This is a genomic window from Kineothrix sp. MB12-C1 (assembly GCF_030863805.1).
Taxonomy (GTDB): Bacteria; Bacillota; Clostridia; order Lachnospirales; family Lachnospiraceae; genus Kineothrix.
Window position 1 is genome coordinate 1,606,460 of sequence record NZ_CP132957.1, and the last position, 21,718, is coordinate 1,628,177.

The 21,718-nt window shown below is 42.1% G+C and carries 17 protein-coding genes; 6 read left to right on the forward strand and 11 right to left on the reverse strand.

Annotated elements, in window-relative coordinates:
• Window positions 1–63: 63 nt before the first annotated feature.
• The 6 genes from RBB56_RS07455 to RBB56_RS07480 all read right to left on the reverse strand — a co-directional run bounded on the left by RBB56_RS07455 (window position 64) and on the right by RBB56_RS07480 (window position 6,076).
• Window positions 64–879, reverse strand: a complete 816-nt coding sequence (locus RBB56_RS07455; RefSeq protein WP_306721751.1) for a peptidoglycan recognition protein family protein — start codon at window positions 877–879, stop codon at window positions 64–66.
• Window positions 880–1,056: 177 nt separating this feature from the next.
• Complete coding sequence (locus tag RBB56_RS07460; RefSeq protein ID WP_306721752.1) at window positions 1,057–1,974, reverse strand: SPL family radical SAM protein; 918 nt, start codon at window positions 1,972–1,974, stop codon at window positions 1,057–1,059.
• Window positions 1,975–1,981: 7 nt separating this feature from the next.
• Complete coding sequence (locus RBB56_RS07465; RefSeq protein ID WP_306721753.1) at window positions 1,982–3,157, reverse strand: toxic anion resistance protein; 1,176 nt, start codon at window positions 3,155–3,157, stop codon at window positions 1,982–1,984.
• Window positions 3,158–3,168: 11 nt separating this feature from the next.
• Entirely contained in the window at window positions 3,169–4,437 is a 1,269-nt protein-coding gene (locus RBB56_RS07470; protein ID WP_306721754.1) for a 5-bromo-4-chloroindolyl phosphate hydrolysis family protein, read from the reverse strand.
• Between the two features lie 252 nt (window positions 4,438–4,689).
• Window positions 4,690–5,526 (reverse strand): hypothetical protein, encoded by an 837-nt coding sequence (locus RBB56_RS07475; protein ID WP_306721755.1) that lies wholly within the window; start codon window positions 5,524–5,526, stop codon window positions 4,690–4,692.
• Complete coding sequence (locus tag RBB56_RS07480; protein WP_306721756.1) at window positions 5,495–6,076, reverse strand: RNA polymerase sigma factor; 582 nt, start codon at window positions 6,074–6,076, stop codon at window positions 5,495–5,497. The genes RBB56_RS07475 and RBB56_RS07480 overlap by 32 nt, the downstream gene beginning before the upstream one ends.
• Window positions 6,077–6,253: 177 nt before the next feature.
• On the opposite strand from RBB56_RS07480, the gene RBB56_RS07485 reads away from it, so the two are divergent.
• Complete coding sequence (locus RBB56_RS07485) at window positions 6,254–7,027, forward strand: GNAT family N-acetyltransferase (protein WP_306721757.1); 774 nt, start codon at window positions 6,254–6,256, stop codon at window positions 7,025–7,027.
• A gap of 19 nt (window positions 7,028–7,046) precedes the next feature.
• On the opposite strand, the gene mfd is transcribed toward RBB56_RS07485, so the two are convergent.
• The 5 genes from mfd to RBB56_RS07510 all read right to left on the reverse strand — a co-directional run bounded on the left by mfd (window position 7,047) and on the right by RBB56_RS07510 (window position 14,466).
• Entirely contained in the window at window positions 7,047–10,577 is a 3,531-nt protein-coding gene (gene mfd, locus RBB56_RS07490) for a transcription-repair coupling factor (RefSeq protein ID WP_306721758.1), read from the reverse strand.
• 373 nt (window positions 10,578–10,950) lie between these two features.
• The gene (gene pth, locus RBB56_RS07495) at window positions 10,951–11,520 is read right to left on the reverse strand and encodes an aminoacyl-tRNA hydrolase (RefSeq protein ID WP_306721759.1); all 570 of its coding nucleotides are present in this window, start codon (window positions 11,518–11,520) and stop codon (window positions 10,951–10,953) included.
• 246 nt (window positions 11,521–11,766) lie between these two features.
• Window positions 11,767–12,042: a septation regulator SpoVG gene (spoVG, locus tag RBB56_RS07500; protein ID WP_306721760.1), complete on the reverse strand. Its 276-nt coding sequence runs from the start codon at window positions 12,040–12,042 to the stop codon at window positions 11,767–11,769.
• Window positions 12,043–12,076: 34 nt separating this feature from the next.
• Window positions 12,077–13,195, reverse strand: coding sequence for a glucose-1-phosphate adenylyltransferase subunit GlgD (glgD, locus tag RBB56_RS07505; protein ID WP_306721761.1), 1,119 nt, complete (start codon window positions 13,193–13,195; stop codon window positions 12,077–12,079).
• Window positions 13,192–14,466, reverse strand: a complete 1,275-nt coding sequence (locus RBB56_RS07510) for a glucose-1-phosphate adenylyltransferase (RefSeq protein ID WP_306721762.1) — start codon at window positions 14,464–14,466, stop codon at window positions 13,192–13,194. The genes glgD and RBB56_RS07510 overlap by 4 nt, the downstream gene beginning before the upstream one ends.
• Before the next feature lie 663 nt (window positions 14,467–15,129).
• Between RBB56_RS07510 and murC the strand changes: the two genes are divergently transcribed.
• The 5 genes from murC to RBB56_RS07535 all read left to right on the forward strand — a co-directional run bounded on the left by murC (window position 15,130) and on the right by RBB56_RS07535 (window position 21,618).
• Window positions 15,130–16,509: a UDP-N-acetylmuramate--L-alanine ligase gene (gene murC / locus RBB56_RS07515; protein ID WP_306721763.1), complete on the forward strand. Its 1,380-nt coding sequence runs from the start codon at window positions 15,130–15,132 to the stop codon at window positions 16,507–16,509.
• A 306-nt stretch (window positions 16,510–16,815) separates the two neighbouring features.
• Window positions 16,816–17,877: a DnaD domain protein gene (locus RBB56_RS07520; RefSeq protein ID WP_306721764.1), complete on the forward strand. Its 1,062-nt coding sequence runs from the start codon at window positions 16,816–16,818 to the stop codon at window positions 17,875–17,877.
• Between the two features lie 19 nt (window positions 17,878–17,896).
• Window positions 17,897–18,859 (forward strand): ATP-binding protein, encoded by a 963-nt coding sequence (locus tag RBB56_RS07525; protein ID WP_306721765.1) that lies wholly within the window; start codon window positions 17,897–17,899, stop codon window positions 18,857–18,859.
• 29 nt (window positions 18,860–18,888) lie between these two features.
• Entirely contained in the window at window positions 18,889–20,073 is a 1,185-nt protein-coding gene (locus RBB56_RS07530) for a ribose-phosphate pyrophosphokinase (RefSeq protein WP_306721766.1), read from the forward strand.
• A 129-nt stretch (window positions 20,074–20,202) separates the two neighbouring features.
• Window positions 20,203–21,618, forward strand: coding sequence for an MATE family efflux transporter (locus RBB56_RS07535; RefSeq protein ID WP_306721767.1), 1,416 nt, complete (start codon window positions 20,203–20,205; stop codon window positions 21,616–21,618).
• The last annotated feature ends 100 nt before the right edge of the window (window positions 21,619–21,718 follow it).

Genomic DNA, 21,718 nt, shown 5'->3' on the forward strand with positions numbered 1-21,718 from the left:
TGTATCTTATTAACAGAACAAAAATGTTAATCCTATAGAATAAAGTAAGGGCAGGCAATCCCTTTACGTATCGCCTGCCCGTTTCATATATTCACTTAAATCTGCAAGAAGCTGTTCCCATTCTTCCTCGTGTTCCACATAATATTTCGGACAATGTTTCCCGCCTTCATCATAGTGGCGGAGTACATCCTCCGGCTCCAGTTGGTATTTATGTAAGAGCCATGCTGTCATCTCAATCAAAGACCGGTAAGTCGCTTCGGTAAACTTCCCATCCTCTCTTTCATAACAGCATTCGATAGAAATGGAATCGTAATTACGCTTCATCACTGCATAAGCAATCTCCTGTGTAGGAATACATTGCACTATCTCACCGTCGGCATCTATAATAAAATGGGCGCTGGCAGAACGTTCCTGAGTCTCACCGAGTGACTCGAAATAGCTGCGATTCTGCATAGCCGTCGTTCCTGCATTCGCTGTATAATGAATAAAGATATTCTTCACCTCCGGCAACGGGATGCCCGGCCGGGAAAACTCATTAATCGTAAGTAAGGATACATTCAATTGAGGGTGCTCCAAATCTGTGGCGTAGAAATCCTGCCACTTCCCCTTCCTTTGTCCGAAGATTGACTCCCGCTCAAGAGTCTGCACCATCTGAGCCGTCTCCATACCCACTGTGTTGCGATAGGCAAAGCTGAATAAAAAGATAATTCCTATCATTATTCCACAAAACAACATAGCCGCCATCCCCAACGCTGCTGCCCGAATCATCTTCCGTTTCCTTCTCCGCCTTCTTCTGAGCTCACGCTCTTTCGGCGTTAACCTTCTCCGTCTCTCCCTAGCTCCCGGCATATCTTCTGCCATTATCCCCTGTATATCCATACCTCATTCCCTTCCGTAAAAGTTATAACTCTCGCACGGAAAATAAAAGTCTGAATATATAGAAAATATCTCTATAACTTCTATAAAAATGCGTGCGCATCTCCTATTATACACAACACGCTTTCTCAAATCCAAAGCTATCCACATCTTTAAGAATAAATTAAGATTCCTTTATCCCTATATCATATCGAAGAGATTCATCTGCCCTTCCCCATAGCCTTTCTTATAAGCGTGGATAATATCTTTCATCTTATATAAAATACCGTATTTTTCACATTCATGCACAAATACTGCATATAATTGCTTTGCTCTGGGAGATCTGCATTCATACGTCTCTCCATACCGCTTGCGATATTGCCCGATTAAGTTATCCCCCGGGAACAATTCATTTAGTTTGCCATAATAATAGTCTCTCTGATTCTGCCTGAGCGTTACACCAAAGGCAGGATAAATGAAATTCACAGAACACTGAGCGGCCTGGCGAACAATGTTTAAAATATTCTCCTCATTATCCTCTAAAAAAGGTAAAACCGGCATAAGTAATATGCCGGCAAATATCCCACTTTTCCGTAAATCTACAAGTGCTTCCAAACGCTTTGAAGAAACAGCCACACCCGGTTCCAGTTTCGCTGCCATCTCATCATCAGCTGTCGTAATGGTCATCTTACATAACACAGGAGAATGCTCCTTAATTTCGGATAAAATATCAATATCCCGCGTAATCAGAGGACTCTTCGTCGCAATAGCTGCTCCGAATTCAAAGGCAGAAATAAGTTCAAGAGCATGCCTGGTGAGACATAGTTTCCCTTCAAAAGGATTATACGGATCGCTCATAGCTCCTGTCCCTATCACTCCCTTTTTCACCTTGCGGCGCAAATCATCGCGAATAATGGAAAGAGCATTTTCTTTGGCACGTACCCTGTCGAAATCTTCAATACGATAACATTCTGACCGACTGTCACAATAAATACATCCGTGACAGCAGCCCTTGTATATATTCATATTATAATCTGTACCGAACCATTCACTGCTCTTCGTCTTAGTTACGATTGTTTTTGCAGGAATATATTCTATTGCATCCCATGTCTTATCCATACCTTCTTTAGCCCTTCATCTGTAAAAGGCGATTCTTCAATTCTCCTTCAATGCGAGACAATTCTACCTCCGCCTCTCTTCTCTTCTGGCGGCCCTCCTCCTGAATTCTCACAACCTCATCTAAGGTAGAAATGAGAGATTCATTCGTCTGCCTTAGCGTCTCAATATCCACAATGCTTCTTTCCGCTTCTTTTGCAGTCTCTACCGTGGCCACTTTAAGTACCGCCGCATTCTTACGAAGCAATTCGTTGGTCATATCCGTCACTTCACGCTGCGCCTGCGCCGCCTGTGTGGAATGGGTGATTCCCAGCGCTAATACCATCTGACTCTTCCAGAGAGGAATGGTGTTCACAAGCGTAGACTGGATCTTCTCCGACATAATAGTATCATTGCTTTGTACAAGTCTGATCTGGGGAGCCATCTGGATGGATACCATCCTTGTCAACTCCAGATCATGGACCTTCTTCTCGAATCGGTCGCACTGTGCTACAAAATCGTTCACCATCTGTGCATCCTCAGGCAGATTGCTGGCCTGAGCCTTCTCCATAAGAACAGGAAGCTCCTCCTGCCTTACCTTGTTCAATTTCTTCTTGCCTGCAAGAATATACATGGAAAGTTCTTTAAAGTAATTCTTATTCAGGTCATACATCTTATCGAGCATAGCGGTATCCTTCATAAGCTGGATCTGATGCTCCTCCAAAACACCGCTGATTTTATTAATATTCACTTCTGCCTTGTCATATTTACTCTTCATAGCCGCAATTTTATTGCTGCCCTTCTTGAACATTCCAAGGAAGCCCTTTTCCTCTTCTTCATCGAACCGTTTCAACTCATAGACTACGCTGGATAACAATTCACCGATTTCCCCAAGATCCTTACTTCTGACATTAGAAAGAGCAGTCTCCGAGAAATCTGCAATTTTCTTCTGTGCACCGGCTCCGTACTGCAAAATAATAGTGGAATTCTTCAAATCTATCTTCGATGCGAAATCATCCACCATCCTTCGCTCTTCCACGGATAATGTGCTTTCATCCAAAGCCATCGCTTCCGCTTGTTTCTTCGCTGCCTGCTCTGTCAGGCCATCTTGTACTACTACTGCCGGTGCCTCGGGCGCCTTTGCTATTTCCTCAAAAGGGTCAAGTGTCAAAACCGGCATTTCATTTCTGCTTTCTTCCATCGTCATTATCCGCTCCTTTATTCCGCTTTATTTTTTATTGTAAACTCATCCTTTAACAAGCCTTCCTGTGCAAGCATTGCGGACAACACAGAAATATCAGTAGAAATATCCATGGCATCATCCTCAAATAGCTTGTCGAACATCTTTTCAAAAGCAATATTGATATCATCCAACATCTTCTCGATTTCATTCTTGGCAACGGTAATATTTTCTCCCTGTACCGGTTGCTCGCTGAATTCCTGATATGTTTCCACCAGCTTCAAGGTCGTCGGCATATAATAGCTCATAAACCTTCTAATATCCGGCAGCTTCTCAGGGTTTTCCTCAATATGTTCAAAAATACGCACACAGACCTGCTCCAAACGGTCCAGTTTACTGGAAATCGCTTCCTCAGGCAGTTTATCGTTCGCCTTTTTAATACGGCGAATATATTCTTTTCCTTCTTCTATCGTTATCTTAAGTTGTTTTTTAACCGGGTCCTGCTCCAGTAACTCTTTCTCCATCTCCAGGCGTTTAGCTTCCTCTTGCCGTAATTCCAGCTCCTTTTGCGCCTCCTTGTACATATGATAGGAGTCCTCCGTCAACATAAAGCAAGTTCCTTGTTCATCCAAATGTCCTTCATAGAACCATTTGCGCCTTATCATTTTTTTTAGATCTTTGAGGACAAATTTCTCTTTCTTCTGTACAATCTCCGAAAGGCTTTTAATGGAGTGAAAATCCTTCTCCCCCATCGCCTTCACATATTTTCGAAACCTCTTCACTCTGCTGCGTAAGAATCCTCCGACACCGGCCGCCGCTGTACAAACACAGGCAATTGCAAGGGGAACCTCCACGGGAAGGAGCATTGTACCGAGCACCTGCGCCGCAAAAAAAGACAGACTATAGGCTACCAGAGAATAAGCGAAGAATATAATAGCTCCCATCGTCCCAAATACACCGAGAAGAATGCCGGATACGCTGCCTTCCGGACTTTTTTTCACCGGAAGTTGTCTCTTTTTCTCATACTTTTTGACAGGCGGCTTAGTTTTTGCCTGTTTCTCATAACGGTAAGGTTCCTGCCCCACTGTCTTGGACGTTCCATTCGAAGAAGAAGCCTTACGATTCGCCTCCATGCTCTTATTCACGTTATCAGCAGCTTCTTTTACAGAGCGGCTGACACCTTGCATCGTACTTTCAACAGTCATCCTTATATTTTCCTGTAATTCCCTTACTTCTTTGGAATTAGCGAATTTTTCTATTTTCTCTCCTATTTCCCGACCCAAATCAGAAAAATCCTTCTCATTCATTTCTCCGCTCTCCACTGCTTTATTATGTTAACATTTAATATAGTTGCTTAATTCTATCAATAGAAATACACTTTAGTAGTATATCATATTGATGACGTAAAGTACAAGAAGCGAGTAGTTATTTTCACAGTAAATACAAGGTTATTGTTCATGACGAAACTGTGAACAGCAACAATACAGGAGAGGCAATTCTCGCCTCTCCTGTTGTTACACCGACATCTATCGATCTTTTCTTTATTTTATCTGTTCTATTTAGTCTATGCTGCTTTCAATAATATCCTTCGCCATATCGAACATATCTCCGTCAGTGAGAGTAAGGTCCGATCCAAACAGATTATATGAAATTCCATCCTTTATCCACATAACAAAACTATAATCTACAACCTCCACTTCAGGAACACCATAGGAAATCTCTAAATCTCCCTGCTCCATCGCTCTCTCATCCTCCGGAGTCAACTCATAATCTTCCGGAACGAATTTATATGTGCTTTTTCTTAATACAAGAGTAATATTACGATGCTGCTGCACCTTATCATCCGGTGAAATTTGAAGTAAGGATTCTTCATCCTCACTGGCAAATAACTTTCGAACAGAAAGTTCCATATTCCTGCTTCCCGGCTTCTTATACATAATATCAATTTCTTTTTGTTCCTCTTCCTTCTGTCCCGCTTCATTTTGTATTGCAACTTTAGCAATCGTAATACCGCTTAGTTCATAGCCATTGCTAAAAGTCTCCACTGCATCGATCCTATAGCCAACCTCCTCCTGAGCCTTGTGCAAATCTTCAAAACTCGTATAGTTAGGATAGGCTGGACTACTTCCTACATAGCTCTTTAACCCGCTTCCTGCCATTCCTGCCATACCGAGCACAAGACATGCTGCCGCTACTCCAATCATTACCTTCTTTATTCCAAACTTTTTCATAGAACGCTCCCTTCCTTTCTCTGCTTCCAGAAGACTGCTGTCAATCCGCCGCTTCAAACTCTCGGAGGCACTGACCTGCCGGCTCATTCCATAAAGTGTTTCCTTTACTGCTTCGTCTTTCTCATCCCAATCTTCATGAATAATGCAATCCTTTTTGTTTTCCATACGTCCTGCCTCCTTCCTCTTCTACTTCCAACAATCCTTTTAATTTCTTTCTCCCGTTGTGAAGCCTGGATTTTACAGTTCCCTGACTGCATCCCAGTACCTTGGCAATTTCTTTTGCGGACAGCTCGTTGTAATAGTACATGACTATTACCGCCCGATGCTTCATATCTAATTGCCGCACCGCATCGATGATTATTTTTTCCGTTTCACTCTTTACAATTTGATCCAGAGAGGTGACTTCGTCCGTGGCCATCGCTTGCATATCGATATCTTCACCGGGAATTTCCCTGCCGCGTTTCTTAACGTGTCTATATGCCGTACGATATAATATTTGAAAAAGCCAGGGCCTGAACCCTTCCTCTTTTTTCAATTCCCCGATATGCAAATAACATTTCACAAATGTTTCCTGCACAATATCTTCGGCATCTTCCCTGTTACCGCTCACCAGATATGCCATGCGCAGCAGAATATCTTTATAAGTTTCATACAACGCGTCAAAGGCATTCTTATCTCTGCACTTTAGCTGTTGTACCAATTTTATTTCTTCCACGGTTCCAAACTCCTTTCCCTTCCTTCCGATACGTATCTGACTATAAGAGCATCAATCTGTGCGAAAGGTTCACTTTTTCCTTTTACTTGTATTAAATTTCTCTCTTTGTTATACTTTTTATAAAAACACTTAGCAATAAGGTGACAGATGACCACATAATAAAAAGGGGGATCATACATGTTAGAAGTACCGTCTAAGGATATATCTAAGATAGCACCGCTGTTCCAAAATACTACCCATACCATTATTCTATCCTGTTTGCAAGGGTATATGGGAAGAGCATGGGCCAATAACTTAGATAACCCTGTTTCTGCACAGATTATCGTCGGAGACTTTTGCTTTTTTGCAGGCATCCCTGACCGTGAGCTGATACAAAATATCCATGTAGGTTCTCCCTCCGGCATTTTACTTCTTATTCCGGAAAGTCCCGGCTGGAATTCCCTTATCGAAGAAGCTTATCCCGGGAAGTTTGAGCGCTTTATGCGCTATTCCACCAAAAAGGAGCCGGAAGCATTCCACAAAGAAACACTTTCCGGCAACATTGAAAACCTTCCAAACGAATATTCACTCCATAAGATAGATAAGACAATCTATCAGCGTATTTTACAAATGGAACAGCTTCGCGACCTCTGTTCCGTATTCGATAATTATGAATCTTATGACAGAAGCGGGTTGGGTTTTGTCATTATGCATGGAGATTCCATTGTCTCAGGAGCTTCCTCTTATACCGTTTATCATAACGGAATAGAAATCGAAGTGGATACCCTTCCCGAATACCGCAGAAAAGGGCTCGCGCTGATTTCTTCCTCCCGTCTCATTTTAGAATGCCTGGAACATGGTATATATCCCAGTTGGGATGCTATGAATGAGGAATCCATTATGCTGGCCGGGAAGCTTGGCTATCACTTCAATGAAGCTTACGTTACTTATCTTGTTATCGATAAGTCCTGAATAGTTACGCTATCCCTTTCTACTCTTCTTCGAGTAAGATTTCCTTCATGTTCAGAAGCAACTCTTCGGTAAAGGTAAGCAGGTTTTCCGCATCCCTCTCTACCATGCCGCATTTCGGATAACGGAAACAGAACGAAGCTGCTTTCGCATTGAAGGTGAGCTTCGGATATTTTTTAAGAAGTACCGGAATATTCTCCACTTTAATTTTAGCATCCGTGTTCAAGCTAAAACGGATCTCTCCGTTTTGCCCTTTCACTTCCGGCATATATAACTTATGAGCATTTACACGTACCAGGGCAATTCGAAGAAGGTTATCCACCGACTTCGGAATCTCACCGAAGCGGTCTAACAATTCTTCCTTCATATCATCGCTTTCGCTCTTTGTATCGATGCCGGCAATTCTCTTATAAATATCGAGCTTCTGGAATTCATTGACAATATAAGAGGGCGGTATAAATGCATCCACATCCAAATCCACTGTAGTATTAAAGTCTTCCTCTGTTTTCATTCCTTTCAGACTCTTTACCGCCTCGTTTAACATCTTGCAATACATATCATATCCCACCGCCTGCATATGACCATGCTGCTTCGCTCCGAGCAGATTACCCGCACCGCGAATCTCCAAGTCCCGCATAGCAATTTTAAAACCGCTGCCCAGCTCTGTGAATTCCTTAATAGCAGTCAAACGCTTCTCCGCAACTTCCTTCAACATCTTATCCCTCTTATACATGAGAAAAGCATATGCGGTACGATTCGATCGGCCTACACGTCCTCTTAGCTGATAGAGCTGGGAGAGCCCCAGATTATCGGAGTCATGAATAATCATTGTATTTACATTAGAAATATCGAGGCCTGTTTCTATAATTGTGGTGGATACCAACACATCGATATCTCCACCGATAAATCCATACATAATCTTTTCCAGTTCATGTTCCTTCATCTGTCCGTGCGCGAATGCTACGTTCGCCTCCGGCACAAGCTGTGCGATTCTGGACGCCACATCCGCAATCTGGTTCACTCTATTATAGACATAGTAAACCTGGCCATCTCGGGAAAGCTCCCGCACAATAGCCTCGCGCACCATTTCTTCATTGTATTCCAGAACATAAGTCTGAATGGGAAGACGCTCTTCCGGAGCTTCTTCGAGTACACTCATATCCCGGATACCGATCAAACTCATATGAAGGGTTCGGGGAATAGGTGTCGCCGTCAGCGTAAGCACATCCACATTATCCTTCATCTTCTTTATCTTCTCTTTATGCGCTACGCCGAATCTCTGCTCTTCATCCACAACCAAAAGACCCAAGTCCTTGAATATAACATCGGCAGAAAGCACGCGGTGAGTGCCTATAAGAATATCCACAAGACCTTTTCTTAAGTCCTCCACGGTCTTTCTCTGCTCCGCCGATGTTCGGAACCTGGAGAGCTGGTCAATGCGCACCGGAAAGTCCTTCATGCGCTGGACAAATGTATTATAATGCTGCTGTGCTAAAATAGTGGTGGGAACTAAATATACCACCTGTTTTCCTTCCTGTACTGCCTTGAACGCAGCACGGATTGCTATTTCCGTCTTCCCATAACCTACGTCTCCGCAAATCAAGCGATCCATAATCTTAGCACTTTCCATATCTTTCTTCGTGGATTCAATGGCGGTAAGCTGGTCCTCCGTCTCCTCATAAGGAAACATTTCCTCGAACTCCCGCTGCCAGACCGTATCCTTGCCGTACACAAAGCCTTCCTTTTCCTGACGGACGGCATACAGTTCCACAAGGTCTTTTGCCACCTCATTCACCGCACCTTTTACCTTGCTCTTCGTCCGGTTCCATTCCTGCGTGCCGAGCTTATTCAGCTTCGGCCTTTTGGCATCCGCTGAGGCATACTTTTGAATGACATCCAGTCCGGTTGCAAGAATGTAAAGATTGCCGCCGTCCCTGTACTCTATCTTAATATAGTCCTTGACTACCTTTTCCACCTCGACCTTTTCAATTCCTTTATAAATTCCCAAGCCGTGATTTTCATGGACAACATAATCTCCAACCTTAAGGTCATGGAATCCATTGATTTTCTGTCCTTCGTACTTTTTCCCTTTTTTCTTTTTCTTCTTCTCCGCCCCGAAAATATCACTTTCCGATATTACGACAAACTTAATAAGAGGATATTCAAAACCCTTCTGTACCCGCCCGTAAAAGGTCATAATCTCCCCCGGTTGTATCTCCCGGAATGGATCATCCCCATAAAAGCCACTTAGCTCCTCGTTTCTTAAGTCTTCTGCCAGACGTCTCGCCCTCGTTCTGGAACCGGATAATAAAAGTACACGATACCCACTTTTTTTGTATCGCTTTAAATCTTTTACAAGGGCTTCAAAACTATTATTATAGGAGGCAATGCTTTTCGCGCCGATATCAAATTTCTTTTCTGCTTTTATCAGCGCATTCTTCATATCGATAGCAGCCAAGGTCACCACCTTGCTTTTTCCCATTCTGGCGGCAACTTCCTCTAGTCCGAACAAAATATCCGCCTGTCCGGGCAAGGCATACCCTCTCTCCATACGATGCATCATGCTCTCTCGAAATTCCAGCTCCACCGCCTGAGCATGTTCCTTCACACGGGCCGGCTCATCGATAAAGATGCAGCTTTTCTCCTTATCGAATAATTCCATAAAAGAAACCGTATCCGGATGAAAGTAGCGAATATAGCTTTCCAGATTCGATGCTTCTGCAAACTCGAACACTTGCTCTTTTAACTCTTTGATGGAAAATGTAATCCGGTGTGCCTCCTCCGTCTTGAATTCCTTACGGAATCTTTCGCTGCATTTTTTCGCTTCGGATTCAATTCGTTCCATTCCTGCCTTCAGCTCTTCTTCGGTAAGAAGCATCTCCGTTGCAGGATAAATACGAATCGACTGCAGCTTCTCGATAGAACGCTGGCTTAGGATATCGAAGCTTCGAATGGATTCCACCTCTTCTCCCCACAGCTCAATACGGTAAGGATTCTCTTCTGTCAAATCGAATATATCTACGATACCGCCGCGAACGCTGAACTGTCCCGGCGCTTCCACCTGGTAATTCTTCTCGTAGCCCATTTCTACCAGCTTCTTAGCCAGCTCTCTTTCATTTATCACAGCCTCACAATCCAACTTAATTACATTCTTCTCCAGAATAGCAAGGGAAATCTGAGGCGTCATAAAACTATCGAAGGTCGTTACCACCGTGAGGGGCCTCCCTTCAATGATTCTTCTAAGAGCCTTGATTCTCTCCATTACAATCTGATTGCCGTGAATATCCGCCTGATAAAAAATCAAATCCTTAGCCGGATACATTGTGACATTCTTGTCATATAACTTATAATCCTCATATATCGCTTTCGCCCTTAAATCATTATAAGTAACGATGATTTTATACTTAAAACCATCGCTCAACCCATACGTCATATGCAGTTTCTGTGAATCCACGCATCCGATCAACGACACAGCTGCCTGCGGCTTACGAAGAAGCTTCGTAATCTCCTCGAATTCACCCAGCTCGTATAAGGGCGCGGTAAATGTCCTCATCTATATATTCCATCCTTTTTTACTTTTATTTCATATTTTTATTTACTGGCTGTCGTGGGATACTGTGTACGCAAGCGTACACAGTATATTTTATGCACACTCGCTTTGCTCGGCGCAGTATAATATTGTTTAAATATTATACTGCGCCCGCAAGCGGCCACAGTATACTTTTTGCACACTCGCTTTGCTCGGCGCAGTATAATACTGCTAAAATATTATACCTTAGCCGCAAGCGGCCACGGTATGTTTTTTGCACACTCGCTTTGCTCGGCGCAGTATAATATTGTTTAAATATTATACCTTAGCCGCAAGCGGCCACGGTATGTTTTTTGCACACTCGCTTTGCTCGGCGCAGTATAATATTGTTTAAATATTATACCTTGCGGTTGAATTCATTCATGGCGGTATCCGGTCCGTCTGTCAGCATAATCTCCACTGCCTTGACCCCTTTTATAAGGGCGTCATCGACAGCAGCTTTTTCTTCTTTATTAAAATGCCCCAGAACCCAATCTGCCAAATCATAATTCTTCGGTTTTTCACCTACTCCGATCCGCACTCTCTGAAAATTATCGTGACCCAATTGTTTGATAATGTTTTTAAGTCCGTTGTGGCCTCCTGCGCTTCCTTTTTTTCTGACACGCAGCTGCCCCGGCTCCAGGCTGATATCGTCCGATATAACAATAAGCTCTGTCTGTGCATCCGCTTTGTAATATTCGAGTATAGGCCGAATGCTCTCCCCGCTTAAATTCATAAACGTAACGGGCTTCACAAGAATCACTTTCTGTCCGTCTATATACCCTTTTCCTATGATCGCCCTGTGCTTCAGTTCAACTACACTAATATTATATTTATCCGCAATAGCATCTATCACCTCAAAGCCTACATTATGCCTTGTGTTATCATATTCTTTTCCCGGGTTACCCAGGCCTGCTATAATATACATTGTATGCTCGTTCCTTTCAAACTTCCCTGAATAGTTACTCTAAATCTTCCCAATCATTTTAACCTTAAACCCTCTATTTTTCAACAAAGTCTTTCTTAATGCATGTAATAAACTATTATCTTCGGTGATGCCGAATGCTGTGATTTGATTCTGGAAGGCAATATTATGTATACGTCAGATAAAGTTTAAAAGCCGAACTCAAAAAAGGGAATCATGATTACTCATGATTCCCTTTTAGATTATCTATCAGATTTCTTCTTCCGGTTCCAAAAGCGCCTTTTCATAGCCTTCCAATATAATAGACTGGATACGCTCTCTCGTTTCTGAGTTAATCGGATGGGCAATATCCCTGTATTCGCCATCCGTTGCCTTTTTACTGGGCATTGCGATGAAAAGCCCTTTCTCACCTTCAATTACTTTAATATCATGAACGACGAATTCCTCATCGAGTGTAATAGAAACAATCGCCTTCATCTTTCCTTCTTTTGTTATCTTTCTAACTCTTACGTCCGTAATATTCATATCCTTAGTCCCCCTCTACCATCAAAGGCCTTTATTATATGACATACCTGTCATTATGTTCTACCACAACCTTAATGCTATCCTCTCCTTTATGATAAGAATTGGCTCTGATAGTGTTTCTGCTTTCTACGATGCAATTTTCAATATGAGAATTATCTCCTATGTAAACATCATTTAATATAATAGAATTCTTTATGTAGCAATTATTTCCGATGTATGTCTTTTTAAAGATAACAGAATCCTCTACCGTCCCGTTAATAATGCTTCCGCTCGAAATAAGGCTGTTTCTCACATTGGCACCCACATTATATTTTGCCGGCGGCAAATCATCTATCTTGGAATACACATCGGGATACTGTTTGAAGAAATAGTCCCTGATATCCGGCTTTAGGAAATCCATATTGGCATTGAAATAATCCTGAACGGAAGAGATATTATTCCAATAAGATTTTATCTTATATCCATATATCCGTTTCATATTTTTATAGCGAATAAGAATATCCTTTACAAAATCATAGCGGTCTTCTTCCATTCCCTTCTCAATCATCTCAATGAGCTGGCGTCTTCTGATAACGTAGATACCGCAGGAAACAGTATTGGATCTTGCTACGATCGGCTTCTCTTCAAAGTCTTCAATCCGGCTTTCTTCGTTCATCTTAATCACGCCGTATCTGCTCGAATCCATATCCGCCGGCATGTCCTTACATACCACGGTTATATCCGCCTTTTTCTCGATGTGATATTCTAATAACTTGTTATAGTCCATCTTATAGATACAATCGCCGGATACAATCACCACATATGGCTCATGGCTGCTTTTTAAAAAGCTTAAATTCTGCGCAATGGCATCCGCCGTTCCTCTATACCAGAAGTTGCTCTCTGCAGTAACTGCCGGTGTGAATACAAATAATCCTCCCTGCTTACGTCCGAAATCCCACCATTTGGAAGAACTTAAGTGTTCGTTCAAGCTTCTTGCATTATATTGCGTAAATACCGCAACTTTTTGAATATGTGAATTGGACATATTGCTCAATGCAAAGTCAATGCTGCGATAACTTCCTGCAATGGGCATCGCACATATAGCACGCTTCTGTGAAAGTTCTTTCATCCTATGATTGTTGCCGCCTGCTAAAATAATACCGATTGCTCTCAATATTTTTCACCCACCTTTATTAATGTTCTTCCACTGGAAAGACTGGCATCTTCGTAGTCTTCCGGTGTTGTAACGCCAAAGATCACTGCATTCTTTCCAACTGTAATGCCTTCAGGAATTACGCTCTTTTCTCCCACGGTAACCATTCCTTCATTATAAATGTGAGGATCAGTCTCATTAGGAGCCTCTTCACCGATTCCGAGCCTTACACGATCTTTAATCTCTACATACTCAGCAATAATTGCCTTGTTAAGTTCACAATCTTTGCCGATATGAGCCTCATTCATAATAATCGAATCTCTTACTATGCTGCCTTCCTCTATCGTAACACCACATCCTATAACGGAATTATATACCTCTCCGCGTATATCGGAACCTTCCCCTACGATGCTCTTCTCTATCACACTATTGGAAGAAATATACTGAGGAGGTAAAATCGTACTCCTCGTATAAATTTTCCAATATTCCTCGTACAAATTGAACTCGGGAACAATATTAATAAGTTCCATATTAGCTTCCCAGTAAGAGCTAAGCGTTCCTACATCCTTCCAATAACCATTGAATTCATATGCAAAAAGAGGTGCCCCTTGCTCATGGCAATAAGGAATGATATGCTTTCCGAAATCCAGCGCCGGCTGTTCGGAATTCACAATCAATGCATTCTTCAACGTCTTCCAATTAAATATATAAATTCCCATAGAAGCCAGATTACTTCTCGGATGTTCAGGTTTCTCCTCGAAATCTGTTATCTGTCTCTGCTCATCGGTAATCATAATACCAAACCGTTTCGCTTCTTCCATAGGTACCGGCATAACGGCAATCGTCACTTCCGCACCGTTCTCCTTATGGAAATCCAGCATTACTTCATAGTCCATTTTATAGATATGATCGCCGGAAAGAATCAGCACATATTCAGGATTGAAAGTATCTATGTAGTCAATATTCTGATAAATAGCATTGGCAGTACCTGTATACCATTCGCTATTCTCACTCTTTTCATAGGGAGGGAGAACAGTAACACCGCCAATATTCCTATCCAGATCCCACGGAATCCCGATTCCTATATGTGTATTCAGCCTTAAAGGCTGGTACTGTGTCAATACACCCACAGTATCTACTCCTGAATTAATGCAGTTACTAAGGGGAAAATCGATAATTCTATATTTTCCTCCGAATGCTACTGCCGGTTTCGCCACCTTCGATGTCAGAACACCCAGTCGACTTCCCTGGCCTCCGGCTAACAACATGGCAATCATCTCTTTTTTAATCATGCTATCACCTCTTACTTAGTCTTACCTAGTAGCTTCACTATGAAAGTTACTATATTATGTGTTATATTATACCATATTGTACTATAAAAGTGAATAATTTTTACAAAATACTTTTCCTTTTTCTTCATTTTTTATGTAAACTTTTAACAATATTTTTATTTCTGGATAAATTTATTTGTATATTTTTTATATCTTTTTTTGTTTTTCTCCTTTTTAGCCGGTGCTTTCTTGGTGATTTTTGTACTATCAGGTAATTTCCCTCCTTCTCCTGTGACCTCCGTCTGAAATTGCTATTGGTTTTTTCCCGCTATATGAGTATAATATATTAACAGTATTATACTGCGCCGAGCAAAGCGAGTGTGCAAAAAGCATACTGTGGCCGCTTGCGGGCAAAGTATAATATTTTAGCAGTATTATACTGCGCCGAGCAAAGCGAGTGTGCAAAAAGCATACTGTGGCCGCTTGCGGGCAAAGTATAATATTTTAGCAGTATTATACTGCGCCGAGCAAAGCGAGTGTGCAAAAAGCATACTGTGACCGCTTGCGGGCAAAGTATAATATAGTATCATACCGTCTGGAAAAGAGCCTGATTGTGGTTTCGATCCTTTGCACGCACTTTGCCCGGACGGCATAATAATAGCAGAAAGAACAGGAAGTGCGGTTATGTACAAAATTGATTTTCAAAATCCGATCCATATATACTTTATCGGTATCGGCGGTATCAGTATGAGCGGCCTTGCCGAAATCCTTCTCACGGAGAATTTCACGGTGTCCGGCTCAGATCTTCGCCAGTCCCCATTGACAGAATCACTTAAGAAAAAAGGTGCTATCGTCCATTATGGACAGAGAGCCGAGAATCTCACCTCCGATATCGATCTTGTTGTGTATACAAGTGCCGTTCATTCCGATAATCCCGAATTCATCACTATGAAGGAACTGGGGCTGCCGAATCTGACAAGAGCTGAACTGCTTGGACAAATGATGAAGAACTATAATATTCCTATTGCTGTAAGCGGCACCCACGGCAAGACGACGACAACTTCTATGATTTCGGAGATTCTCCTTGAGAATAACAGCGATCCCACTCTTTCTATCGGGGGAATTTTCAAAAGCATCGGCGGAAACATACGAGTAGGCAGGTCCGACTACTTTGTTACAGAGGCTTGTGAATACACCAATAGTTTCTTAAGCTTTTTTCCTAAAATAGGCATCATATTAAATATAGAAGAAGACCATCTGGATTTCTTCAAAGATATTCATGAAATCCGCACTTCCTTCCATGAATTTGCAAAGCTTTTACCGGAAGACGGGACACTCATTATCAATGGAGATATCGATAACTATGAAGAAATTACAAAAGGCTTGTCCTGTCAAGTTATCACTTGCGGTTCTTCTCCTCTCCATGACTACAGCTTTTCGAACCTTCATTATGACGAGCTGGCTCATGCTTTCTTTACACTACAACGTAAAAACGGTAATTCAGAGAACTTTACCCTTATGGTTCCCGGTGAACATAATGTGCACAATGCCATGGCTGCCATCGCTCTTGCCGACCTCCTTTCCATCGATAGCGAGATAGCCAAAAAGGCTCTCCTCCATTTTTCTGGTACCGACCGGCGTTTTGAATATAAGGGAAAGAAAAATGATATTACTATAATAGATGATTATGCGCATCACCCCACAGAAATTACCGCAACTTTAAAAGCGGCAGTTAATTATCCTCACAAAACTCTGTGGTGTGTTTTCCAGCCTCATACTTATACGCGGACAAAAGCCTTTTTACAGGACTTCGCAAAGGCACTCTCACTTGCAGATAAAGTTGTGCTTTCAGATATTTACGCGGCAAGGGAAGCAAATGACCCTGCGATAAATTCGAAACATTTACAGGAAGCAATCCTTCAGCTTGGCACTGAATGCTATTATTTCCCGTCTTTTGAAGAGATAGAAAACTTTTTATCAGCACACTGTGAACAAAATGACCTGTTGATAACTATGGGGGCCGGAGATATTGTAAAAGTGGGAGAAAACATGCTAAAAGAATAACTATCCACAATATCCACAACTTCAGGTCGAATCTATCCTCCGAAGCTTGTGGATATTTTACTTTTTTACTCTTAAGGTCTCCTCTCCTCCAAATGCCCTGTTTTACATGAATTTTATTTATTTTCCACACGATACTCTATCTTTTTTTATAATTATCCACAGTTTCCACATCATCCACATTTATCAGGAATGGCGTATTTACGGCGTTTTCCGGCAAATTGACTATTTCTTTTTGAAAAGGGTTATGTTATAATTCATTTTGCTTTGGAATGATATAGTGTTATAGAATGAAAATGGGTGGGATAAATGGGTCGCTTAACAATTTATAAGGATAACTATGTGGATGCAACAGCTGTATCCAATCTTTTTATTGACGAATATATGAAGGATGCAAACGATGCACAGCTGAAAGTATACATTTATCTTATCCGTATGATGAATGCTAATCTGTCTATCAGCTTATCCGATATTGCGGATAAATTTAATCATACGGAAAAAGACATAATGCGTGCGCTCAAATATTGGGAAAAGAACCGCATTCTCTCTCTGGAATACGATGAATCCAAATCTCTTATCGGCATTCATCTGCTCGACTTAAATGGCCCAAAAGAGAAGGCTTCATTACCCTTGACGGAGTGTGTTATTGCGCCTGTGGCGGTTTCTGTTTCTAAAGAAGAACTACCCGCGAACGAAAATATTTACGAAAAACCGTCTTATTCCTTAGACCAATTAAAAGAATTTAAAGCGAGGGAAGAATCTTCCCAGCTTTTATTTATCGTGGAACAATATATTGGAAAAACTCTGACCCCTTCCGAGGTGAAAACTATTTTCTTCATTGCAGACAGGCTTTCTTTTTCTGTGGATTTAATCGATTATTTGGTTCAATATTGTGTGGAACGCGGTAAGAAAGATTTTCGATACATAGAAAAGGTAGCAATCAGTTGGGCCGAGGCAGGTATTACTACCCCTAAAGAGGCGGAACAAAAAGCTTATAAATATGATAAAGCTGTATATGAAATCATGAATGCACTCGGGAAGACCTCTTCTCCTACTGCAAAGGAAGCCGATTATATCCGTCACTGGACGAAGAATCTGGGCTTCGGGATGGAAGTCATCCACGTTGCCTGCGAACGAAGTGTTCTTGGCACGGACAAGCATCGTTTTGAATATGCTGACACTATTTTGAAAAGTTGGCATGAAGCAGGGGTTCATCACGTTACTGATATTGCCAGAGAAGATGAGAAATTCTCTCGCGCAAAGACTTCCAGGGGCATGACAAAGGCTGCTTCGAGCAACGCCTTCAACCAATTCAAACAACACGATTACGATTTTGAATCTCTGGAAAAGGAACTCTTAAAAATCAGATAATTATTAAGGAGACTTTGCCTTGGCACTTAGCAATGTTCAATACGATTTCATCATTCGAAACTATGAGGAAAAACAAAACAGGAACCGCCATCGGTCAGAAGAACGCCGCGCCCGTATTTACGAGCAGGTAAAGGGCTACAAAGAACTGGAAGATTCTATCGCCTCTATCTCTGTAGAACAAGGCCGCAGGCTTCTCGAAGGCGATACTTATGCACTTGAGAACTTAAGGGAAATGATCAAGAAACTGTCTGAAGATAAGCGCAGGCTTCTGAGCGCTTCCGGTTATCCTGTCGATTATCTCAATCCAATTTATGACTGCTGTGATTGCAAGGATAGTGGCTACATCGATGGAAAGAAATGCCATTGCTTTCGTCAAGCTGAGATTTCTATGCTTTACGAGCAGTCTCATATCAGTAAAATGTTGACAACAGAGAATTTCTCCGCCCTTTCCGATAAGTATTACAGCGGCGATGATCTTTCTCTTTTTACCGATGCTGTCGGCACCTGTAAAAAATTTATAGAAAATTTTGATTCTATCTATCATAATTTATTCTTTTATGGTACAGTAGGGTCTGGCAAGTCCTTTCTTTCCTGCTGCATTGCAAAAGAAATCATTGATAAGGGTTATTCTGTCTTATATTTTAGCTCTGCTGCTTTCTTTGAGCACATGTCGCAGCTTTTTTACAGTTTCAGGAATCATTCCGGCGAAGCGAGGGACGACCTTTATGAATGTGATTTGCTCATTATCGACGATCTGGGTGCAGAAGTAGTGAATAACTACACCTCCTCCCAGCTTTTTTCCTGTCTTAACGAACGACATATCCGTCATAAACCAACTATTATATCCACGAATCTATCATTGGAAGAATTGCGAGTACGTTATTCGGACAGAATATTTTCAAGAATTACCAGTAATTATACCATATGCAAATTATCCGGACCGGATATACGAATTTATAAAAAACTAAACAGATCAAATTAGGTGGCTGCTAAGAAAGTGAGGATTTTTTCATGGCTAAGCGTGAAGAAAAAAGAAATCTGGAGACGATCCCTGTCGGTTCTCTGGGTATCATTCCCTTGGAAGGTTGTAAGTCTTTGGGGGAGAAAGTTGATTACTATCTTGTGAAATGGAGAACAAAGCGTGAAAGCGAACATAAGGATTCTCTTGCCTTTGCGGGATATCAACGCGATTCTTATATACTCGGTGCCAAAGTTCCACGTTTTGGTTCCGGCGAAGCGAAAGGAATCATCATGGAATCCGTACGCGGAACCGATCTTTATCTCCTCGTAGATGTGGCGAACTATAGTCTCACCTACTCTTTGTGCGGACATAAGAATCATATGTCACCTGACGATCACTATCAAGATTTAAAGCGTATTATTGCTGCCGTAGGCGGTAAAGCAAGAAGAATTACAGTTATTATGCCTTTCCTCTATGAAAGCAGACAACATAAAAGAAGCACAAGAGAATCGTTGGACTGCGCTCTTGCCCTTCAGGAAATGGTGGCTATGGGTGTTGATAATATTATCACTTTCGATGCTCATGACCCGAGAGTACAAAATGCAATACCACTTCATGGTTTTGAGACGGTGCAGCCTACTTATCAGTTTATCAAAGGCCTTCTTCAGCATGTAAAAGGACTGGAGTTGGATTCTGATCATATGATGGCCATCAGCCCCGATGAAGGCGGCATGGGACGTGCTATTTATATGGCTAACGTTCTTGGTCTGGATATGGGTATGTTCTATAAAAGACGCGATTATACGAAGGTAGTAGACGGCAGAAATCCCATTGTCGCCCATGAGTTCCTCGGAACGAGTGTGGAAGGCAAGGATATGATTATTATCGATGATATGATTTCCTCCGGCGAAAGTGCCCTGGAAGTAGCGGCAGAACTTAAGAAACGTAGGGCAAACCGTGTATTTATCTGTGCTACTTTCGGTCTGTTCACTAACGGACTCGACCGCTTTGATAAAGCTTATGAGGATGGCATTATCGATGGTGTACTCACCACGAATCTCATTTACCAAACACCGGAGCTTCTCTCCAGAAAATGGTATGTGAATTGCGACATGAGCAAATATATCGCTTATCTCATCGATACCCTCAATCACGATTCTTCCATCAGCGATTTGCTCAATCCGAACGAACGCATTCAAAATGTCGTATCCAAATACAAAAAGGGCGAGCTATAAAATCAGCCGCTTTCATGGAGCTTCTCATTCCATCGGTTTACCATTTCTATTCCCATGGAATGAGAACCCCCTATTACTTTACCGGCTCTATTGTTATCACTATCTTACATAAAATTGGGGGTCTTCTTTATGAAACCACTTTCCTCACATAAAATTACACTTATCCGGTCCGGTTCCAGGGCCGATTTATTTTTGACAAGACAACTGAGCAGTGAGCAATTTTCTTATTCAGATATATTTTCCATGCTGCTACCATTGATTTTAGATCAATTCTTTATTAACATTATCGGCCTTCTTACGACTGCGATGATCAGTTCCTCCAGCCAGGAATCGGTATCCGCAGTCAGCCTCGTTTCCCCTTTATACATGATGATTTATTCCATCTTCAACGCTATCGCCGCCGGCGGTACCGTCGTTGTCGCCCAATATAAAGGAAGAGGAGATCGGGAGAAAATACGGGCTTCTGCCGGCCAGGTTATGTTCGCAACCTCCCTGGCTGCTATTATCCTTTGCAGCATTTTAATGATCTTTGCCAATCCTTTGGTGTATACCCTATTTCATGCGGCGGATGCTATCGTGAAAGAGAAGGCGCGCGACTATCTTATCGGCGTATCCCTCTCTCTTATTTTTCACTCCTTTTATATGGGCTCCTTCGCAGTATTCCGTGGAATTGGCGAAACAAAGGTTTGCCTGCACCTTACAATGATCATCAACTTAATCCATCTGTTTGCCAGCCTTCTCTTCATTAATATTCTTCATATGGATATTGCGGGAACGGTGATATCCTTAATTATCGCCCGTATCATTGGCGGTATTATAGCCGTCTATTTAGTAATGCATAAAAAGAGCAGTCTCTCCATCCATGCGAGAGATATTTTCCGTATTGATTTCTCTATCCTGAAATCTGTTTTTAAGATAGGAATTCCTTTCGCCTTGGAACAGGTTTTCTTTAACGGCGGCGGTATGCTGGTACAGACCTATATTGTTCTTCTCGGCACCATCAGTGTAGCTGCTAATGCTATCGCAAGCTCCGCTTTTTCCATTTTATATGCCTGCGGCATGGCAGTAAGCACACTCTCCATCACGATTGTAGGCCAGTGCATCGGAGCCGGCGAGAAGAAGCTTGCCAGACGTTATGGCTCTAAGATGATATGGCTTGGCACCTTCGTCGTCCTTCTGTCGCTTGTGGTCTTCATGCCTCTTATGCCTCTTATTCTTAAGCTATATCAGGCACAGGCTAATACTCTTTCTCTTATTTATCAGCTTCTTTGGATTGCGGCCATCCCCATGACTTTCTTCTGGTCTCTCTCCAATATTATGCCCTGTGTTCTTCGTTCTGCCGGAGATGCCAATTTCAGCTCCGTTTCTTCGTTAATTACGATGTGGGCTATACGTGTAGGCCTGGGCTACTTATTTGCCGTCCCTTTAGGACTTGGCGTGCAAGGTGTCTGGATATGTATGGGTATCGAATGGGCTGTAAGAAGCGTTATCTTCTATCTGCGCTTCCGTTCCGAATCATGGCTGACGAAAAAAACCATTGACTAAAGCCGAAGGCTGATAAGGAAGTAAAATGACAACTGCAAGGCGGTATGGTGAAAAGCTATACCGTCTTTCTTTTTCTTTGTCATTCGGTGGCCTGTTTCAC

Bases quoted from the DNA above. Each gene is read 5' to 3' on its own strand.
- RBB56_RS07530 (WP_306721766.1), top strand. From the start codon at position 18,889: ATGGCTAAGCGTGAAGAAAAAAGAAATCTGGAGACGATCCCTGTCGGT.
- RBB56_RS07455 (WP_306721751.1), bottom strand. From the start codon at position 879: ATGGATATACAGGGGATAATGGCAGAAGATATGCCGGGAGCTAGGGAG.
- RBB56_RS07470 (WP_306721754.1), bottom strand. From the start codon at position 4,437: ATGAATGAGAAGGATTTTTCTGATTTGGGTCGGGAAATAGGAGAGAAA.
- RBB56_RS07535 (WP_306721767.1), top strand. From the start codon at position 20,203: ATGAAACCACTTTCCTCACATAAAATTACACTTATCCGGTCCGGTTCC.
- RBB56_RS07475 (WP_306721755.1), bottom strand. From the start codon at position 5,526: ATGGAAAACAAAAAGGATTGCATTATTCATGAAGATTGGGATGAGAAA.
- mfd (WP_306721758.1), bottom strand. From the start codon at position 10,577: ATGAGGACATTTACCGCGCCCTTATACGAGCTGGGTGAATTCGAGGAG.
- RBB56_RS07485 (WP_306721757.1), top strand. From the start codon at position 6,254: ATGTTAGAAGTACCGTCTAAGGATATATCTAAGATAGCACCGCTGTTC.
- RBB56_RS07460 (WP_306721752.1), bottom strand. From the start codon at position 1,974: ATGGATAAGACATGGGATGCAATAGAATATATTCCTGCAAAAACAATC.
- RBB56_RS07465 (WP_306721753.1), bottom strand. From the start codon at position 3,157: ATGACGATGGAAGAAAGCAGAAATGAAATGCCGGTTTTGACACTTGAC.
- spoVG (WP_306721760.1), bottom strand. From the start codon at position 12,042: ATGAATATTACGGACGTAAGAGTTAGAAAGATAACAAAAGAAGGAAAG.
- RBB56_RS07510 (WP_306721762.1), bottom strand. From the start codon at position 14,466: ATGATTAAAAAAGAGATGATTGCCATGTTGTTAGCCGGAGGCCAGGGA.
- RBB56_RS07520 (WP_306721764.1), top strand. From the start codon at position 16,816: ATGGGTCGCTTAACAATTTATAAGGATAACTATGTGGATGCAACAGCT.
- pth (WP_306721759.1), bottom strand. From the start codon at position 11,520: ATGTATATTATAGCAGGCCTGGGTAACCCGGGAAAAGAATATGATAAC.
- murC (WP_306721763.1), top strand. From the start codon at position 15,130: ATGTACAAAATTGATTTTCAAAATCCGATCCATATATACTTTATCGGT.